Origin of the sequence: Staphylococcus sp. GDY8P120P (genome assembly GCF_017892065.1) — a bacterium.
Taxonomy (GTDB): Bacteria; Bacillota; Bacilli; order Staphylococcales; family Staphylococcaceae; genus Staphylococcus; species Staphylococcus nepalensis.
This window is the reverse complement of the sequence record NZ_JAESKI010000003.1, coordinates 269,295-288,023: the sequence shown is the minus strand read 5'-3', so window position 1 is coordinate 288,023 and position 18,729 is coordinate 269,295. Positions and strand designations below refer to the sequence as shown.

The window sequence follows — 18,729 nt, the reverse complement described above, 5'->3', positions numbered from 1 at the left end:
ACTCTCTTTTTCGCTTATATAAGCATTTAACTAAAAATTTATCTAAACTGAAAAATTTTATTTTAAGTGAGCAAATTAAAATTTTTAATCTAGTGATTCGTATATAATAGAAACAATAAGCAATTAGAAAGGTGTTAAATATGTTCCATAACGAAAGTGCACATTTTGTAAATGGCATCTTATTAAATGTAAGAGATAAAGAAGAAATGAAGAAATTTTATGGTGATATCATTGGGCTGAATGTAGTCAATGAGTCATATTCTACCATGCAATATGAAATTGGTAATCTCAATCATTTTGTAACATTAAACCAGATTGATATGGGCAGAGAACCATTAATTTCAGAAGCTGGTTTATTTCATTTAGCCATTAAATTACCATCTAAAACAGATTTAGCTGACTTACTTGTACAATTGAGTGAATATAAAATACCAATCAATGGTGGAGAACACGACATTTCAACTTCATTATATTTGGAAGATACTGAAGGGAATGGCTTGGAGTTTTATGTAGATAATCCGATTGAAGATTGGTCTATTGAAAATGAAAAGGCAATTTTAGAAACCAAGCCATTAAATGTACCTAAATTATTAACACATGTATCAGATGATAAATGGCAAGGTATTCCTGATAAAAGCATCATAGGTTATATTAATTTAAAAACGGTTCGACTCAACAGAGTCAAACAATATTATAAAAACTATTTTGGTTTAGAACCATCATCTGAAGAAACGAATAGTGCTGTTTATTTAGCTTCAAATGGATATCATCAGCATCTTGTAGTTAATAATTGGTTATCAAGCATAAAAAGAATAGAAAATAACAGAACATATGGCTTAGCTTGCGTAGATTTTCATTTTCCAGAAACGACACATACATTATTAACTGGACCTGATGGTATTCAATTTAGATTTAATTATTATTCTGTGCTTTAAAATGAAAAATAGCACAAGAACGATTTTAAAAAGTTAGAACATTATTGAAACTGTAACTTTTTTTATAGGTTTGATTAGGATATAATGAGAGTTGTTATCAAAAGCGATCGCACGTAGAATAAATAGGAGGTACAGACATGAAACGTCAGTACTATATTGGTATTTCTTTATTTATAACAATCGTTATATTAATATTAGACCAAATCACAAAATACATCATTACTAAAACAATGCAAATTGGTGATTCATTTGAACTTATTCCTAATTTTTTGAACATCACCTCACATAGAAATAGTGGCGCAGCGTGGGGCATTTTAAGTGGTAAAATGGCATTTTTCTATATTATAACTGTAGTCATACTCATCGTGCTTATTGTTTTTTATATAAAAGAAGCGAAACATAATTTATTAATGCAAGTTGCTATAAGCTTATTGTTTGCTGGCGCTCTAGGCAACTTTATTGATCGTGTATTAAATGGTGAAGTTGTAGACTTCGTAGATACTTATATATTTAGTTATAATTTTCCAATATTTAACGTAGCTGATTCCAGTTTAACTATAGGCGTATTATTGATTATAATCGCTTTATTGAAAGATATGAAAACAGAAGAATAGGAGAGGTAATGTATGGAGATGCATGAGTTTAAAATAGAAAACGCTGTTAACGCAGGACAACGTATTGATAAAGTGTTGCCCGAATTTAACAATGAATGGTCACGGACCCAAATGCAAGATTGGATTAAAGAGGGGCTTGTTAAAGTTAATGATAAAGTAATTAAATCTAATTATAAAACAAAATTAAATGACCGCATTGTAGTCACTGAAAAAGAAGTAGTCGAAGCAGATATTAAACCAGAAAATTTAAATCTTGACATATATTATGAAGACAATGATGTAGCGGTTGTTTATAAACCTAAAGGTATGGTTGTTCACCCTTCAGCAGGGCATTATACGAATACATTAGTCAACGGTTTAATGTATCAAATGCAAAATTTATCAGATATTAATGGGGAGATACGCCCAGGTATCGTGCATCGTATTGATAAAGATACATCTGGCTTATTAATGGTAGCTAAAAATGATGTGGCACATCGCGGATTAGTAGAGCAATTGGTAGATAAATCAGTGACGCGTAAATACATTGCATTAGTTCACGGTAATATTCCACACGATTATGGTACTGTGGACGCACCGATTGGTAGAAATAAAAACGATCGTCAATCTATGGCAGTCGTGGACGATGGCAAAGACGCAATTACGCATTTTAATGTTCTCGAACATTTTAACAATTACACTTTAATCGAATGTCAATTAGAAACTGGTCGTACACACCAAATTCGTGTGCATATGAAATATATTGGCTACCCTTTAGTCGGCGATCCAAAATACGGTCAGAAGAAAACACTAGACATTGGTGGTCAAGCATTGCATGCTGCAGTAATTGGTTTTGAGCATCCTGTGACACAGGCATATATAGAAAAAAGTGCGCCATTACCAGATGATTTTGAACAGTTATTAAATGATATACGAAAATCAGATAATTAAATTAAAAATAAGATTTCTGTCCTCTCGGATTTGAAAAATGATGAATCGACCCCTTACTAAACGAATAGTGAGGGGTTTTTACTATAGTTATGCTATTTGGTTAACGGCAAAGCAGTCCATATATGGCCCGCTTAAAGTTTTTTTAATATAATTAAATATTTAAATTAACAAAAAGAAGGTGCATCTTCGAATAGTGCTTGCAACGATAGGTGATTCGTGATAATATAGTGACAGTTTAATAAAGAACGAACGTCTTTAAATGAAAGTCCAGAGAGGCTTCGAAGGCATGTAATGAAAATAGAATATACAAACAAAAATTTTAGTAAGTTAATTGCTAAAAATTCTCGTAGTCTACGAAATAACACGATAAAAGCATAACAGTAGATTGACACCATGTTATGCAGGAGAAATCATCTAAACGCACAGATACGTCTCTTGATACTTTGTTTGTAATATTTTATTAGTTAACCTCATGTCTTCTAAAGATATGAGGTTTTTTATATTATTAAGATTAAGGTAGGTGCCTAAAAATGTCAGAACGCGTTATCATGGATGAATCAGCCATTCAAAGAACAATTACACGTATCGCTCATGAAATTTTAGAATATAATAAAGGTACTGATCATTTGATTTTACTAGGTATTAAAACAAGAGGTGCGTTTCTAGCACATCGTATACAGCAAAAAATTGAACAAATTGAGGAGATAACCGTGCCAACTGGTACGATTGACGTCACTCAATTTAGAGATGATCTTGAGCAAACGACAGAACAGGCAAACGAAAAAACATACGAAATCGACGTCAGCCTTACAAATCAAGTCGTGATCATTGTTGATGATGTTTTATACACAGGACGTACAGTAAGAGCCTCATTAGATGCAATATTGCAGTACGCGAGACCTAAAAAGATTGGGCTTGCCACGCTTATTGATCGAGGGCATAGAGAATTGCCTATACGCGCAGATTTTGTTGGGAAAAATATCCCTACTGCTAGAGAAGAAGCTGTTTCGGTTTTTCTTAGTGAAATTGATAGCCGAAATGCAGTAGTAATTGAATAATTTAAAACCTTTTAATTCAGTACGAGAGACTGAAAAAGGGAGGGAATCCTGTGGTAATCTATGATAGTGAAATAAAATAATTAACCACATGAGATACTATAGCGATAAAGCACACGCTATAACATTCTCTTCATACCATTTGATTGGATGTTTAAGTATACGCATATGACAAACTACTTAAGTAGTTTGAAGTGTGAGGTACTTTAGTTCAAGGCAGAGGGTAGATACTTTTTAGTCTCTTTACATGAATATAATGTAAAGAGATTTTTTTATGAGAGGAAGCGTAAAAACATGGAGAACGAAACAATGTTCGAACGAACAGCCAAACCAGTACTAGATGTACGAGAACGACCTAAATTAGGACAATGGGCATTTTTAAGTACACAGCACTTATTTGCAATGTTCGGTTCAACAGTATTAGTACCGTTTTTAACAGGATTACCTATATCTTCTGCATTATTAGCATCTGGTATAGGAACCTTACTATATATTTTGATTACAAAAGCGAAAATACCAGCCTATTTAGGATCAAGCTTTGCGTTTATCACACCGATTATTACTGGTTTGAATTCGCATAGCCTTGGAGACATGTTAATGGCATTATTTATGAGCGGCGTTATGTATGTGCTTATAGGGTTAGCAATTAGATTAAGTGGGACGGGGTGGCTTATGCACTTGTTGCCACCAGTTGTAGTAGGACCAGTAATTATGGTCATTGGCTTGAGTCTTGCACCAACCGCAGTTAATATGGCTATGTTTGAAAACTCTGGAGAGATGAAAGGTTATAACTTAAGTTATTTAGTGGTAGCGATGATTACTTTGTTTGTTACTATTATTGTCCAAGGTTACTTTAAAGGTTTCTTGTCTTTGATACCGGTATTGATAGGAATCATAACGGGATATGTGGTATCGATATTTATGGGACTTGTTAATTTTAAGCCCGTAGCTGAAGCGAAATGGTTACAATTTCCAGAAGTATATTTGCCATTTAAAGATTATACACCGTCGATACATCTTGGATTGATACTTGTCTTAATACCGATTGTTTTTGTAACTGTAAGTGAACATATTGGACATCAAATGGTTATTAATAAAATAGTAGGACGAAATTTCTTTAAAGATCCTGGATTAGATAAATCGATTATTGGTGACGGTGTGTCAACGATATTTGCAAGTATCATAGGTGGCCCCCCGAGTACTACTTACGGTGAAAATATTGGTGTTTTAGCAATCACAAAGATTTACAGTATATACGTAATTGGAGGGGCTGCAGTGATAGCAATTATCCTCGGTTTTGTTGGAAAATTTACAGCGCTCGTTTCGTCTATACCAACACCTGTTATGGGAGGCGTATCAATATTACTTTTCGGTATCATTGCAGCAAGTGGTTTGAGGATGTTAGTAGAAAGTGAAGTAGATTTTGCAAGTAACCGAAACCTTGTTATTGCATCAGTCATATTGGTTATCGGGATAGGTAATTTGGTCTTTAACTTAAATGGCGTAGGTATCAACTTAGAAATCGAAGGTATGGCCTTAGCAGCATTAGCAGGTATCATATTAAATTTAATTTTACCCAAAGCATCTGCAACGATTAAATAAACAAGTATTTCATTATTAGGAGGCTGGAAAAATGGATAATTTACTATCAATGGAACATCTAACTACAAATGAGATTTATGAACTAATAGAAATCGCGAGCGGTATTAAAAGTGGTAACTTTAAGCCACATAGATATGAAGATAAGTTCGTAGCAAATTTATTTTTCGAAAATTCAACACGAACAAAAAGTAGTTTCTTAGTAGCAGAACAAAAATTAGGATTGAAGTTAATTGATTTTGAAACGAGCACTTCTTCTGTTCAAAAAGGTGAAAGTTTATATGATACATGTAAAACGCTAGAACAGGTCGGTGCAGATGTTCTTGTAATTAGACATTCAAATACCACATACTATAATGAATTAAATTCACTGAACTTGCCGATTATCAATGCAGGTGATGGGAGTGGCCAACACCCAACACAAAGTTTATTAGATCTCATGACAATTTACGAAGAATATAAAACTTTTAAAGGTTTAAATGTATTGATATGCGGAGACATTAAAAATTCTCGTGTAGCAAGAAGTAATTATCAAAGCTTGACTGCGCTTGGTGCAAATGTAATGTTCTCAAGCCCTGAAACATGGAGAGACGAAACTTTAGAAGCACCATATGTAGATATTGATCAAAAAATTGAAGATATAGACATTGTCATGTTGTTAAGAGTGCAACATGAAAGACATGATGATGGTGAGGTAGCTGATTTTGAAAACCAAAACTACCATCAAAATTACGGATTGACTAAGCAACGCTATAATCGCTTAAAATCCTCAGCCATCGTCATGCACCCTGCACCTGTCAATCGCGGTGTAGAAATTGACGATTGCTTGGTTGAAGCAGATAAGTCACGTATATTTAAACAAATGGAAAACGGTATGTACACGCGTATGGCTGTTATTGAATACATTTTACAAGCGAAAGGGGCAAAATTAAATGAAATTGCTAACTAATACAAAAATACTACAAGAGGGTGAACTTAAATCAGCCTCTATATTAATTGAAGGTAAATACATCAAGAAAATTGCACCACAAATTGAGGTAGACAATAATATCGAAATCATTGATGTACATGGACAATTTGTATCCCCTGGCCTGGTTGATGTACACGTTCATTTAAGAGAGCCAGGCGGAGAACATAAAGAAACCATTGTTACCGGTACTAAAGCAGCAGCAAGAGGGGGTTTTACTACTATATGCCCAATGCCTAACACACGTCCTGTACCTGATTCTGTAGAGAATTTAGAACATTTAAATCAATTAATTGAAAAAAATGCACAGGTAAGAGTCTTGCCTTACAGTGCTATTACTGTAAGACAAGCTGGCGAATCACATGTTGATTTTAAAGCGTTAGCAGATCAAAATACGTTCGCATTTACAGATGATGGCGTAGGTGTACAACAAGCTAATATGATGTATGAAGCAATGCAACAAGCAGCTAAAGTGAATAAGGCGGTCGTTGCACATTGTGAAGATAACAGCTTGATATATGGCGGCGCTATGCATGAAGGAGAGCGAAGTAAAGCATTGGGTATACCTGGTATTCCTAATATATGTGAAGCAGTACAAATTGCGAGAGATGTATTATTAGCAGAAGCAGCTGGCGCGCATTACCATGTGTGTCATGTATCAACTAAAGAAAGTGTCAGAACGATTAGGGATGCTAAAAAAGCAGGTATTCATGTTACTGCTGAAGTTACACCACACCATTTATTACTAACAGAAGATGATGTGCCAGGAGACGATGCAATTTATAAAATGAATCCACCATTAAGAAGCCAAGAAGACAAAGCAGCGTTAATTGAAGGATTATTAGATGGAACAATAGATTGTATTGCGACAGACCACGCACCACATGCAGAAGCAGAAAAAGCACAACCAATGACTAAAGCACCATTTGGTATCGTAGGTAGCGAAACTGCATTTCCATTATTATATACACATTTTGTGAAAAATGGTGATTGGTCATTACAACAACTTGTTGACTATTTAACAATTAAACCATCCAAGACGTTTGGTTTACCATATGGCAATTTAGAAGAAGGTGGTTTAGCTGACCTCACTGTCATTAATTTAGATGAAGAAAGAGAAATTAAAGCAGAAGACTTCGCTTCTAAAGGCAAAAACACACCTTTTATAGGTGAGAAAGTATATGGAACTCCTATATTAACAATAGTAGAAGGGGAAGTTAAATTTAAGGAGGAAAAGTAATGTTGCAAAAACGCTATTTAGTTCTAGAAGACGGTTCATATTATGAAGGTTACGCATTAGGGTCAAATAAATTAACAAAAGGTGAGATTGTGTTTAATACAGCTATGACAGGCTATCAAGAAACAATTTCAGATCCTTCCTATACTGGACAAATTATTACATTCACGTACCCTTTAATAGGAAATTATGGTATTAATAGAGATGATTTTGAATCATTAATACCAACATTAAACGGTGTAGTCGTTAAAGAAGCATGTGATTATCCAAGTCATTTTCGTAAGCAAAAAACATTAAACGATGTATTAATAGAATATGAAATACCCGGAATTTCAGGTGTAGATACGCGTAGTATTACCCGTAAAATTAGAAACTATGGCGTTTTAAAAGCAACGTTTACTGATAATAAGGAAGATATACAAAGGCTGACAGAGGATTTGAAAGTGATAGAATTACCAAGAGACGAAGTGAAAGCAGTCTCTACTAAAACGCCATATGTATCAACTGGTTATGATTTGAGCGTTGTGCTTGTAGATTTTGGAAAGAAACAAAACATTGTTAGAGAGCTTAATTCACGAGGTTGCAATGTGATAGTTGTACCTTATAATACAACAGCCGAAGAAATCATTAGAATGTCGCCGGATGGCATTATGTTATCTAACGGACCAGGGAACCCTGAAGAAATAGAGGTGGCAATTGAAATGCTGAAAGGCATTTTAGGAAAAATGCCTTTCTTCGGCATCTGCTTAGGTCACCAAATATTTGCACTTTCTCAGGGAGCGAGCGCTTTTAAAATGAAATTTGGACATAGAGGGGCCAATCACCCAGTCAAAGATTTAAAGAGTGGCAAAGTGGCATTAACGAGCCAAAATCATGGCTATGCAATCGATAAAGATTCATTGGTAAACACAGAGTTAGAGATAACACATATTGCAATTAATGATGGCACTATTGAAGGTTTGAAACATAAATCGTTGCCGGCATTTTCAGTACAATACCATCCCGAAGCCGCGCCAGGACCGACCGATTCCAATTATTTGTTTGATGAGTTTATTGAAATGATGCATTATTTTAAAACAAAGGAGTTTTTGACAAATGCCTAAACGTAACGATATAAAGACAATTTTAGTTATTGGATCAGGGCCTATTATCATCGGTCAAGCAGCAGAATTTGACTACGCAGGTACGCAAGCTTGTTTAGCATTACGCGAGGAAGGTTATCGTGTTATCTTAGTGAACTCAAATCCAGCTACAATTATGACAGACAATGAAATTGCGGACAAAGTTTATATTGAGCCATTAACGCATGATTTTATCACACGTATTATTCGTAAAGAACAGCCAGACGCGTTACTACCTACACTAGGGGGACAAACTGGGCTCAATATGGCTATAGAATTACATGAGAGTGGTGTTTTAGAAGACAACCATGTTCAATTATTAGGTACTAAATTAGAGTCCATTCAACAAGCAGAAGATAGAGAATTATTTAGAAACTTGATGAATGATTTGGATGTGCCTGTACCAGAAAGTGATATTGTCAATACATTAGCGCAAGCATTCCAATTTAAAGAAGCAGTAGGTTACCCGTTAATTGTTAGACCTGCGTTTACTATGGGGGGCACAGGCGGAGGTATTTGTTATAACGATGAAGAATTTAAAGAAGTCGTTTCAAATGGCTTACATTATAGCCCTGCGACACAATGTTTAATTGAAAAATCAATTGCTGGTTTCAAAGAAATTGAATATGAAGTGATGCGTGACAAAAATGGTAATGCAATGGTTGTATGTAATATGGAAAATATCGATCCGGTGGGTATACATACTGGTGATTCAATCGTGGTCGCACCAAGCCAAACGCTGTCAGATGTTGAATACCAAATGTTGCGAGATGTCTCATTAAAAGTAATACGTGCTTTAGGCATTGAAGGTGGTTGTAATGTACAACTGGCATTAGATCCACACTCGATGAAGTATTACATCATAGAAGTGAACCCGCGTGTTTCCCGTTCATCAGCTTTAGCTTCTAAAGCGACAGGTTATCCCATTGCTAAGCTAGCTGCAAAAATTGCTGTTGGTTTATCATTAGATGAAATGTTAAACCCTATTACCAAAACATCATATGCAGCATTTGAACCTGCGTTAGATTATGTTGTTACTAAAATTCCACGTTTTCCATTTGATAAATTTGAAAAGGGCGAGCGTGTTTTAGGGACGCAAATGAAAGCAACTGGTGAAGTGATGGCCATTGGTAGAACGTATGAAGAATCATTATTAAAAGCGATTCGTTCGCTAGAATACGGTGTCCATCACTTAGGTTTGCCCAATGGCGCATCTTATGATTTAGAATATATCAAATCACGTATTAAAGACCAAGATGATGAACGGCTATTCTTTATAGGCGAAGCGATACGTCGTGGCACAACATTAGAAGAGATACATGAATTGACTAAGATTGATTATTTCTTTTTAAATAAATTTTTACACATTATCCAAATCGAACATGGTTTAAAAGCGCATAAAGGCGATGTTGACTACTTAGCATGTGCTAAGCGTTATGGATTTAGTGATCGCGTCATCGCACACCGTTTTGATATGACAGAACCAGAAGTTTATGAATTAAGAAAACAATATAGCATAACCCCTGTCTATAAAATGGTAGATACGTGCGCAGCAGAATTTGAGTCAGCGACACCTTATTATTATGGTACGTATGAAACAGAAAATGAATCTATAATAACTGACAAAGAGAAAATATTAGTTTTAGGTTCAGGACCAATCAGAATTGGCCAAGGTGTTGAATTTGATTATGCAACGGTACATGCTGTATGGGCGATTCAACAAGCTGGTTATGAAGCAATTATCGTCAATAATAACCCTGAAACTGTATCTACAGATTTTTCCATTTCAGATAAATTGTACTTCGAACCTTTAACAGAAGAAGACGTAATGAATATTATTGATTTAGAACAACCTAAAGGGGTAGTCGTTCAATTTGGCGGTCAAACAGCAATCAATTTAGCAGATAAACTTGCAAAACATCAAGTTAACATCCTTGGGACATCATTAGAAGATTTAAACAGAGCTGAAGACCGTAAAGAATTTGAAGCATTGTTGCATACAATTGGTGTACCACAACCGAATGGTAAGACAACAACATCGCCTGGAGAAGCACTGGAAAATGCGAGACACATTGGTTATCCAGTGGTGGTTAGACCATCTTATGTATTAGGTGGGCGCGCGATGGAAATCGTGAATAGTGATACAGAATTAGAAAACTATATGAATCAAGCAGTTAAAGCCAGTCCAGATCATCCCGTATTAGTAGATCGGTACCTCACAGGAAAAGAAATCGAAGTAGACGCTATATCAGATGGCGAGACAGTGATTATCCCTGGCATAATGGAACATATAGAGCGAGCTGGTGTACATTCAGGTGATTCGATAGCAGTTTACCCACCTCAATCGTTGACACAAGCAGAAATCACAACATTGGAAGACTTTACGATTCGATTAGCTAAAGGATTAAATATTGTTGGGTTAATTAATATTCAATTTGTTATTGCACATGATGGTGTATATGTCTTAGAAGTTAATCCACGTGCGAGTCGTACAGTACCATTTTTAAGTAAAATTACAAATATACAAATGGCGCAGTTGGCTATGAAAGCCATTATAGGTACAAACTTAGTTTCGCTTGGTTATAAAGAAGGTATCCAACCCTATGCTGAAGGTGTCTTTGTTAAAGTGCCGGTATTTAGCTTTAATAAATTGAAAAATGTTGATATCACATTAGGGCCTGAAATGAAGTCAACTGGAGAAGTAATGGGCAAAGACCAAACTATGGAAAAAGCGTTATATAAAGGGCTAACAGCAAGCGGTATGGAAGTTAAAGATTGTGGTACTGTATTGATGACTGTCAGTGATAAAGATAAAAACGAAATTGTAAATGTTGCTGCTCGTTTGAAAGAAGTTGGTTACAACGTATTAGCCACAGAAGGTACAGCTAAAACATTACAAGATTATCATATTAACGCTGAAACTGTTGGTAAAATCGGTGGAGAGAATGATTTGTTAACTCAAATTCAAAATAACAATGTACAAATTGTGATTAATACCATGACAAAAGGTAAAGCGGTTGAGCGCGATGGTTTCCAAATCAGACGTGCTTCAGTAGAAAATGGTGTGCCTTGTTTAACATCACTAGACACAGCAGAAGCTTTGACCAGTGTAATAGAAAGTATGACTTTTACAATGAAAAATATGTAAATAAATCATTTATAAGCTAAGGACTCGAGCTTTGATATTATTAATATCTTAAACTCGGCTTTGGCACATGATATAAAAAAAGGAAGTGCGAGGCGTTAGATATGCAAAATAATTTACCTATCATTGCTTTAGATTTTGATTCTATAGAAACGGTTGAACAGTTTTTAGATCAATTTGATGAACCTTTATTCGTTAAAGTAGGCATGGAACTATTTTATCAAACTGGACCTTCCTTAATAGCATCAATTAAGGAACGGGGGCATCGCATTTTTCTAGATTTAAAATTACATGATATTCCCAATACAGTAAGTAAAGCAATGGAAGGTTTAAGTAAATTAGATGTTGATTTGGTCAATGTGCATGCAGCAGGTGGTTCAGGAATGATGAAACGTGCTTTAGAAGGCATTAGAAAATATAATCAACATACGAAAATTGTGGCTGTCACACAATTAACATCCACTACCGAAGCCATGTTGAACAATGAACAAAATATTCAAAGTACAATAGATGAAGCGGTACTTAATTATGCCAATTTGGCTAAGTCAGCGGGTCTAGATGGCGTTGTATGCTCGCCACTTGAAGCTGAATTGTTAACGCGTGAATTAGGAGATGATTTCTTAAAAGTCACACCAGGCATTAGGCCAGAAAATGCTACATCAGATGACCAACACAGAATCACTACACCAGAAAAAGCGAGTGCCTTAGGTTCTACCCATATTGTTGTCGGACGTCCAATTACTAAGAGTCAAACGCCGGTGACGAGTTACCAAAATATTAAAGAAAGTTGGTTTAAATCACATGACTAAAACAATTGCAAAATCATTATTAGACATAGAGGCAGTATCATTGTCTCCTAACAATCCATTTACGTGGAGTTCAGGTATTAAATCGCCTATTTATTGTGATAATCGAGTGACGTTAGGTTATCCAACTGTACGCCGACATATTAGAGATGGTTTGCGTGATTTAATTGAGTCTCATTTTGAAAATGTAGATATTGTATCTGGTACAGCAACAGCTGGTATACCGCATGCAGCTTATGTATCTGAAGTAATGGACTTACCAATGAACTATGTTAGATCAAAAAGTAAAAGTCACGGAAAACAAAATCAAATCGAAGGCGCAATAAGTCACGGTAAAAATGTGGTAGTTGTAGAAGATCTAATTTCAACCGGTGGATCTTCAATCACTGCAGTGGATGCTTTAAAAGCTGCAGGCGCAAATGTATTGGGCGTCGTGGCGATTTTTACATATGGTTTAAAAAAAGCTGAAACCTTATTTGAACAAGTCAATATACCATTTTATACTTTAAGCGATTATAATGAACTTATTGAAGTAGCTAGGGAAAATGGAGAAATTTCTGAAAATGATATTAGTACATTAGTTGATTGGAGAGATAACTTGTCATAATATATTAAATGGAGGGGATGTTATGACAGAAGACCCAAATGTAGCATATAATCATTTTGCGCATTTAAATAAGTTTCTTAAAAAATCAGAAGATTATAGACATCAATCAACTTCAGAAGATGAAAATAAAGGGTTATTAAATACTACTGAATCAGATATTTATAAAAAATCAAAATCAAACATTAAGCAAAAAGGTCATATCAAATAGTATGATTACCTTGTGATTGCGTGTAATTAAACTTGAAATGACGATATATGTTTTTATCCTATGGAAGGCTGGGCAGTAATGGCCCATGCTCAAAATAGAACTGAGGCCGGGGCATAATTATGCCTCGGCCTCAAACATCATATAGGTGTCTGTAATGAAAAGTTTTATAACAAGCATTTAAAATCACTATACCTTCTAGAAATTAATTCTCGACGAGGGGTTATGATAGCGTATCGTGCAATTGAGTGGAAAATGCAACTTGTGGGTGACATAATCTAACTCATTTTTAAATGAAATGGTTCAGTAGTGTCAAAATTAAGCAAGCGCAATAAAGAAATCAAAATTTAATTAAAACGTCTCTATTATTTTTTTAATCATATATAAACCTTGTTAACTTTTTTGGTTGATGCGTTTGAAAAGTTTTCAAAAAATAAAAAATGCAATATGCTATAGTTAATACATCAACGAATCATAATTTTTATAATAATAAAACCGATAATCAAAACTAAAGCTGCAATAAGAAGCGGAATAATATAAAAAGACATGAAATACCTCCAATGTTATTTATATTTATTTTAACTATAATTGTTTAAAAGTAAAATAATTTGTTGTTATAAGCATGATATGCAATTGCTGTGCAATGTGTCTTATTGAAAGTAAATCTAAAATACAATATCACTTGGTTGATTGAAATAAACACGAATAATAAAAAATAAATGAGTTTGTGAAGTGGGTATAGGAAAATGATATTTAATTTTTATATTTCTAACCTGCTTCCTTTATTTTATATTTTTTATGTAAGGGGAAATGATATGAGATTAGCAAAACAATTATTTAAAGATCATACTAAAAATGTGATTATCTGTTTGATTGGTGCTTTCATTAGTGCGATTGCAGTTAATTCGTTTATATTAGAATCTAATTTAGGTGACGGTGGCACGGTGGGTATAGCGTTAGCGCTTAAATATGCTTTTGGCTTTTCACCAGCAATTTCTTCTTTGATTATTAACACATTAGTTATTATTATCGGATGGCGGTTTTTAAGTACTAGAACAGCTGTTTATACCTTTATTGCGAATACGGCTATCTCTATCTTTTTAGATTTAACGGAAAATTTTAAGACAGGTATTGATAATTTTGTCATAAATGCTTCGTTTGGCGGGGTATTAGTAGGTGTAGGCATCGGTTTAGTCATTGCGGCTGGTGGTGTCATAGGTGGTACATCTGTAATTGCTAAAATGTTGAATAAATATTTTGATATCAAAACATCACAAGGTATTTTTGTCTTAGATGGATTAGTCGTTTTATCATTTTTATTTGTATTACCATTAGAGAATGTATTATTTACCATTATTATGATTTTTATAACAGAACGTGCAACTTCCTTTATCATTGAAGGATTTAACCCTAAAAAGGCAGTTACTGTCATTTCAAGTAAAAATGAAATAATCAGTGATAAAATCAATCGTTTTACTGGTAGAGGGTCAACATTGTTAAGAGGTAAAGGCGGTTACGGTAAAAATGAAACGAGTATGCTCTACGTCGTTGTGCCACAATCTCAAGTGACTAGAGTTAAAAAACTAATCAATGAAGAAGATGAAAATGCATTTTTAGTTATTCATGATGTGAGAGATGTTTTAGGTAATGGATTTATGAATTTATCTTAATTAAAAGTAAACCTATAGTTATTTAAATTTGATATGTTATTGAATTTTAAAATTGCATTAGTTCGATTTTTGAGTGAATTTGTTTTATTCTATAATTAAGATGTTTTAAGGAGGCAAGTACATGGTAGTTCCAAAAATAACGACGTTTCTAATGTTTAATGGTCAAGCAGAAGAAGCAATTAATTTATATATAGAAGCGTTTGAAGATGCCGAAATATTAGCAATGGTAAAATATGATGAAAATGATGAGGAACCGACTGGGGCAGTGCAACACGCTATTTTTCGATTAAAAGATCAAGTCTTTATGGCAATTGATAACATGAATGGTGTTGATATTGATATGAATCCAGCAATGTCATTATACGTTACAGTAGATAGCCCATTAGAAATGGAACGGTTATTTAGTAAGTTAAAAAGTGGTGGCGCAATTCTAATGCCCAGAACCGAGATGCCGCCATTTAGAGAATTTACATGGATTATAGATAAATACGGTGTGAATTTTCAACTTGCATTACCCGATAAAAAGTAACGTAAAGTAAACAGAGGTTGAGGTGTGAATTCCACGATAGCGCCCCTAAAAAATTTCAAAATTAAGCAATTTTTTAGGGGCTCATATTATATTGATATTTTGTATTGCTTTATCCCGTTGCCGCTATTCTGTCCAGATCCTGTAGATTCAAGGTACATGCTATCCCTGCAGATGTGTTGCAACCAAAATACTTGGTTTGACTAATGTACTGAATGTAAAGAAAATAATGTGTTAAGGCCTTGGAAAAGTTTAAAAAAGTAAAGAAAACGTCAATTTCTATTGAAATGATAGAAATTGACGTTTGTTTTTATCCAGAGATAGGTTTGTCTCGGTTTCTTTTTGTCGTTGTTAATTTTAAGCATTAGAACTAATTACTCACTATAGAAAGATATGAATATAAATAACAGTTAAACCTTAAATATAACAGAGGGGGGTGAAGGAGCGGTTTCAAAAAAACCCAATGTTTGTTTGTGTAGTCAACTTTTTATCAACTAGGTTAAATAACGCTTTATAAAAAATAGAATTTAGCCATACGTTCATTATCATGATTTAATTTTCATTTTTTGAATATGGTCGTAATCGGGAGTCGCGTAAAGCGTTTTTTGATTGTCGTAAGTAACAAATCCTGGCTTAGCCCCAGAAGGTTTATGAACGTGCCTGATTTGAGTATAGTCTACTGGTATTTGGCCTGAATTACCTGCTTTTGAAAAGTAACCGGATAACATTGCCGCTTCTTTAATCGAGTTTTCACTCGGGTTATCGTTCAAGATAACTACATGAGATCCAGGGATATCTTTAGTGTGAAACCAGAGATGGTTTTTACTTGCTTTTTTATTAGTTAAATAATCATTTTGCTTATTGTTTTTACCGACAAGAATAGTATCTCCATCTGTAGATATATATGTTTGTAGCTGGATTGTCGATTTCTTTTTCTTCTTATTTTGTTTACGTTGTTTCATATAACCTTGTTCAGCAAGTTCTTCTCTTATATCCTCAATATCATCAACTGAAATATGAGTAAGTTGTTGTTCTATATTTTCAAAATAAGTGATATTCTCTTTGGTTAAATCAATTTGACGTGCCAATTCGTGTTCTCTTGTTTTTAGTTTATTGTATTTTTTATAATAATTTTGAGCGTTTGTCGCTGGGGATTTTGTTGTATCTAATGGAATTGTAACTTCTTCACCATTATAATAATTGATTGTTGTTAAAAATTTATCACCTTGTTTGATTCTATAAATATTAGCAGTGATTAATTCCCCAAAAAGTTGTTGCATTTCTTTATCTTTGGTGCCTTCTTGCTCATCGATTAATTTGCTTAATTTGTTTTGGTACTTATGCAATTGTTGTTGTACAAATTTAACCAAGTCGTTGGCACGTTGTTTGACACGTTCTCTTTCGCCTCTAGCATCATAATATCTGTCTAATAAATCATGTAAAGATTCATATATTACAACATCGTCATAAAACTGTTCTAAGTTCATAAAATAGAAATCTTCTTTTCCTGTCTCATGATTTTTATGAAAAACAGGTGTAGGTGTTTCTTTCGTTTCACCCATCACACTATCAAATGCTTCTGGTAAGGTTTCTGTTGTCATAAATTGTCTGCGATTAACCATTTCATTCGTTATTAAAGGACTGAAACCTTCAAAATGATTGAGTAATTGTTTTGCTATTTTGCCGCTGTTAAAATCTATATATTTTAAAACTTCAGCACCCGTTGTATCATAAGGGTTCATTTTATTCTGAGTCGGCGGAGCATCATATTGGAAACCAGGCATTACTGTACGGTATTGGTTTGTATTAGGTGTTAAGTGTTTAAACCCTTCAATAATCTTCCGCTGTTCGTCTACTAAAATTAAATTACTATGTTTACCCATAATTTCTAAAATAATGGTACGGTGAATCGTATCACCAATTTCATCTTTACTCTGAACATCTAGTTCTACGCGTCTATCATTACCAATTTGTCTAATTGCTTTAATAAAACCACCTTCTAAATGTTTACGAAAAACACGTGCAAACATTGGTGGTTCAAAAGGATTATCATATTTTTTATTTGTGAGATGCATTCTAGCAAAACTAGGATGGATAGAGAGTAGAAGTTGATGATTTTGACGATTTTGACGCACTACAATAATAATCGTATCGTTTTCTGGTTGATTGATTTTGTGGATTCTTCCGTCAACGAGAAATTGTAGAGATTCTATCATTTTTCGTGTAAATAAACCATCGTATGCCATTACTATCAGCCACCTTATTTTTAATCATTCAACATATTGTAACATGATGAAATGATTTGGTCATGAACAAAGATTGTATGAACGTATGCTATACAATTAAACGTTCCTTATGGTATCATAGTCTAATAATAGAAGAATAGCTTAGAGAGGTAGTAAGTCATGGATAATGAGAAAGGTTTGTTGATTGTACTTTCTGGACCTTCTGGAGTAGGTAAAGGGACAGTTAGAAAGAAAATATTTGATGACCCAACCACATCATATAAATATTCTATCTCGATGACGACACGTGGTATACGTGAAGGCGAAGTCGATGGTATAGATTACTTTTTCAAAACAAAAGCAGAGTTTGAAGAATTAATTAAACAAGACCAATTTATAGAATATGCAGAATATGTGGGTAATTACTATGGGACGCCGGTGCAATACGTAAAGGATACTATGGATCAAGGGCATGACGTGTTTTTAGAAATTGAAGTAGAGGGTGCCAAACAAGTGCGCAAAAAATTCCCTGACGCATTATTTATTTTTCTAGCTCCGCCAAGTTTAGACCATTTACGTGAACGCTTAGTAGGGCGTGGCACAGAGTCAGATGAAAAAATTCAAAGCCGTGTACTCGAAGCACGTAAAGAAGTTGAAATGATGAACTTATATGATTATGTTGTGGTTAATGACGAAGTAGAATTAGCTAAACAACGTATTCAATCCATTGTCGAAGCTGAGCATTTGAAAAGAGAACGTATTGAAGCAAAATATAGAAAAATGATATTGGAGGCAAAAAAATAATGTTATATCCACCATTAAATGATTTAACATCTAAAATTACATCAAAATATTTAATTGCAACTACAGCTGCAAAACGTGCGCGTGAATTAGACGAACATCCAAGTAGTGCATTACTAAATAGATATAGTTCTAAAAAAGCAGTAGGCAAAGCCTTAGAAGAAATTGCTGGCGGCGAAGTTTATCCTGAAAAAACAAAATAAAATATTCTAAGCAAATGATCAATAAAAAATTGAAATTTTGAAAAGTACACCGAGTAAACTATGTGTATCTTAAAGTCTCACTA

17 protein-coding genes are annotated in these 18,729 nt (G+C 34.2%); 16 read left to right on the top strand and 1 reads right to left on the bottom strand.

The genetic code is table 11. The features are described 5' to 3' along the window. Positions 1-140 precede the first annotated feature (140 nt). The 14 genes from KA900_RS03465 (at position 141) to KA900_RS03400 (ending at position 15,420) form a co-directional block, all read left to right on the top strand. The gene (locus KA900_RS03465) at positions 141-935 is read left to right on the top strand and encodes a VOC family protein (protein ID WP_096810329.1); all 795 of its coding nucleotides are present in this window, start codon (positions 141-143) and stop codon (positions 933-935) included. Positions 936-1,072: 137 nt separating this feature from the next. Then, positions 1,073-1,549 (top strand): signal peptidase II, encoded by a 477-nt coding sequence (lspA, locus tag KA900_RS03460; protein WP_096810328.1) that lies wholly within the window; start codon positions 1,073-1,075, stop codon positions 1,547-1,549. A 12-nt stretch (positions 1,550-1,561) separates the two neighbouring features. Then, a complete protein-coding gene (locus tag KA900_RS03455) occupies positions 1,562-2,479 on the top strand; it encodes an RluA family pseudouridine synthase (RefSeq protein WP_115342224.1) in 918 nt (305 codons plus the stop codon). Positions 2,480-3,009: 530 nt separating this feature from the next. Further along, on the top strand, positions 3,010-3,537 hold the full coding sequence (gene pyrR, locus KA900_RS03450; protein WP_107644081.1) for a bifunctional pyr operon transcriptional regulator/uracil phosphoribosyltransferase PyrR: 528 nt from the start codon (positions 3,010-3,012) through the stop codon (positions 3,535-3,537). Between the two features lie 291 nt (positions 3,538-3,828). Beyond that, positions 3,829-5,136, top strand: coding sequence for a uracil-xanthine permease family protein (locus tag KA900_RS03445; RefSeq protein ID WP_115342223.1), 1,308 nt, complete (start codon positions 3,829-3,831; stop codon positions 5,134-5,136). A 31-nt stretch (positions 5,137-5,167) separates the two neighbouring features. Then, on the top strand, positions 5,168-6,082 hold the full coding sequence (locus tag KA900_RS03440) for an aspartate carbamoyltransferase catalytic subunit (RefSeq protein WP_096810324.1): 915 nt from the start codon (positions 5,168-5,170) through the stop codon (positions 6,080-6,082). Beyond that, positions 6,066-7,340, top strand: a complete 1,275-nt coding sequence (locus tag KA900_RS03435) for a dihydroorotase (RefSeq protein WP_115342222.1) — start codon at positions 6,066-6,068, stop codon at positions 7,338-7,340. Before KA900_RS03440 ends, KA900_RS03435 begins: the two co-directional genes overlap by 17 nt. Continuing rightward, positions 7,340-8,440 carry a carbamoyl phosphate synthase small subunit gene (locus KA900_RS03430; protein ID WP_115342221.1) on the top strand — a complete coding sequence of 367 codons (1,101 nt, stop codon included), beginning with the start codon at positions 7,340-7,342 and terminating at the stop codon, positions 8,438-8,440. Before KA900_RS03435 ends, KA900_RS03430 begins: the two co-directional genes overlap by 1 nt. Then, entirely contained in the window at positions 8,433-11,606 is a 3,174-nt protein-coding gene (carB, locus tag KA900_RS03425; RefSeq protein WP_210139304.1) for a carbamoyl-phosphate synthase large subunit, read from the top strand. Before KA900_RS03430 ends, carB begins: the two co-directional genes overlap by 8 nt. Positions 11,607-11,707: 101 nt before the next feature. Further along, positions 11,708-12,412, top strand: coding sequence for an orotidine-5'-phosphate decarboxylase (gene pyrF / locus KA900_RS03420; protein ID WP_210139303.1), 705 nt, complete (start codon positions 11,708-11,710; stop codon positions 12,410-12,412). Next, a complete protein-coding gene (gene pyrE, locus KA900_RS03415; protein WP_103372934.1) occupies positions 12,405-13,016 on the top strand; it encodes an orotate phosphoribosyltransferase in 612 nt (203 codons plus the stop codon). The genes pyrF and pyrE overlap by 8 nt, the downstream gene beginning before the upstream one ends. A gap of 22 nt (positions 13,017-13,038) precedes the next feature. Then, positions 13,039-13,224 carry a hypothetical protein gene (locus KA900_RS03410; protein WP_096810318.1) on the top strand — a complete coding sequence of 62 codons (186 nt, stop codon included), beginning with the start codon at positions 13,039-13,041 and terminating at the stop codon, positions 13,222-13,224. An 812-nt stretch (positions 13,225-14,036) separates the two neighbouring features. Continuing rightward, positions 14,037-14,891: a YitT family protein gene (locus KA900_RS03405; RefSeq protein WP_096810317.1), complete on the top strand. Its 855-nt coding sequence runs from the start codon at positions 14,037-14,039 to the stop codon at positions 14,889-14,891. A gap of 121 nt (positions 14,892-15,012) precedes the next feature. Beyond that, complete coding sequence (locus KA900_RS03400; RefSeq protein ID WP_096810316.1) at positions 15,013-15,420, top strand: VOC family protein; 408 nt, start codon at positions 15,013-15,015, stop codon at positions 15,418-15,420. 542 nt (positions 15,421-15,962) lie between these two features. Here KA900_RS03400 and KA900_RS03395 read toward each other — a convergent pair. Then, positions 15,963-17,663 carry an Rqc2 family fibronectin-binding protein gene (locus tag KA900_RS03395; RefSeq protein ID WP_119488210.1) on the bottom strand — a complete coding sequence of 567 codons (1,701 nt, stop codon included), beginning with the start codon at positions 17,661-17,663 and terminating at the stop codon, positions 15,963-15,965. 159 nt (positions 17,664-17,822) lie between these two features. Between KA900_RS03395 and gmk the strand changes: the two genes are divergently transcribed. Further along, positions 17,823-18,446, top strand: coding sequence for a guanylate kinase (gene gmk / locus KA900_RS03390; protein ID WP_096810313.1), 624 nt, complete (start codon positions 17,823-17,825; stop codon positions 18,444-18,446). Further along, a complete protein-coding gene (gene rpoZ / locus KA900_RS03385; RefSeq protein ID WP_096810311.1) occupies positions 18,446-18,646 on the top strand; it encodes a DNA-directed RNA polymerase subunit omega in 201 nt (66 codons plus the stop codon). The genes gmk and rpoZ overlap by 1 nt, the downstream gene beginning before the upstream one ends. Positions 18,647-18,729 lie beyond the last annotated feature (83 nt).

Coding starts and splice junctions, on each gene's coding strand:
- rpoZ (WP_096810311.1), top strand. CDS start 18,446: ATGTTATATCCACCATTAAATGATTTAACATCTAAAATTACATCAAAA.
- KA900_RS03395 (WP_119488210.1), bottom strand. CDS start 17,663: ATGGCATACGATGGTTTATTTACACGAAAAATGATAGAATCTCTACAA.
- carB (WP_210139304.1), top strand. CDS start 8,433: ATGCCTAAACGTAACGATATAAAGACAATTTTAGTTATTGGATCAGGG.
- gmk (WP_096810313.1), top strand. CDS start 17,823: ATGGATAATGAGAAAGGTTTGTTGATTGTACTTTCTGGACCTTCTGGA.
- KA900_RS03465 (WP_096810329.1), top strand. CDS start 141: ATGTTCCATAACGAAAGTGCACATTTTGTAAATGGCATCTTATTAAAT.
- KA900_RS03410 (WP_096810318.1), top strand. CDS start 13,039: ATGACAGAAGACCCAAATGTAGCATATAATCATTTTGCGCATTTAAAT.
- KA900_RS03445 (WP_115342223.1), top strand. CDS start 3,829: ATGGAGAACGAAACAATGTTCGAACGAACAGCCAAACCAGTACTAGAT.
- pyrR (WP_107644081.1), top strand. CDS start 3,010: ATGTCAGAACGCGTTATCATGGATGAATCAGCCATTCAAAGAACAATT.
- pyrE (WP_103372934.1), top strand. CDS start 12,405: ATGACTAAAACAATTGCAAAATCATTATTAGACATAGAGGCAGTATCA.
- KA900_RS03455 (WP_115342224.1), top strand. CDS start 1,562: ATGGAGATGCATGAGTTTAAAATAGAAAACGCTGTTAACGCAGGACAA.
- KA900_RS03440 (WP_096810324.1), top strand. CDS start 5,168: ATGGATAATTTACTATCAATGGAACATCTAACTACAAATGAGATTTAT.
- KA900_RS03435 (WP_115342222.1), top strand. CDS start 6,066: ATGAAATTGCTAACTAATACAAAAATACTACAAGAGGGTGAACTTAAA.
- KA900_RS03405 (WP_096810317.1), top strand. CDS start 14,037: ATGAGATTAGCAAAACAATTATTTAAAGATCATACTAAAAATGTGATT.
- KA900_RS03430 (WP_115342221.1), top strand. CDS start 7,340: ATGTTGCAAAAACGCTATTTAGTTCTAGAAGACGGTTCATATTATGAA.
- lspA (WP_096810328.1), top strand. CDS start 1,073: ATGAAACGTCAGTACTATATTGGTATTTCTTTATTTATAACAATCGTT.
- KA900_RS03400 (WP_096810316.1), top strand. CDS start 15,013: ATGGTAGTTCCAAAAATAACGACGTTTCTAATGTTTAATGGTCAAGCA.
- pyrF (WP_210139303.1), top strand. CDS start 11,708: ATGCAAAATAATTTACCTATCATTGCTTTAGATTTTGATTCTATAGAA.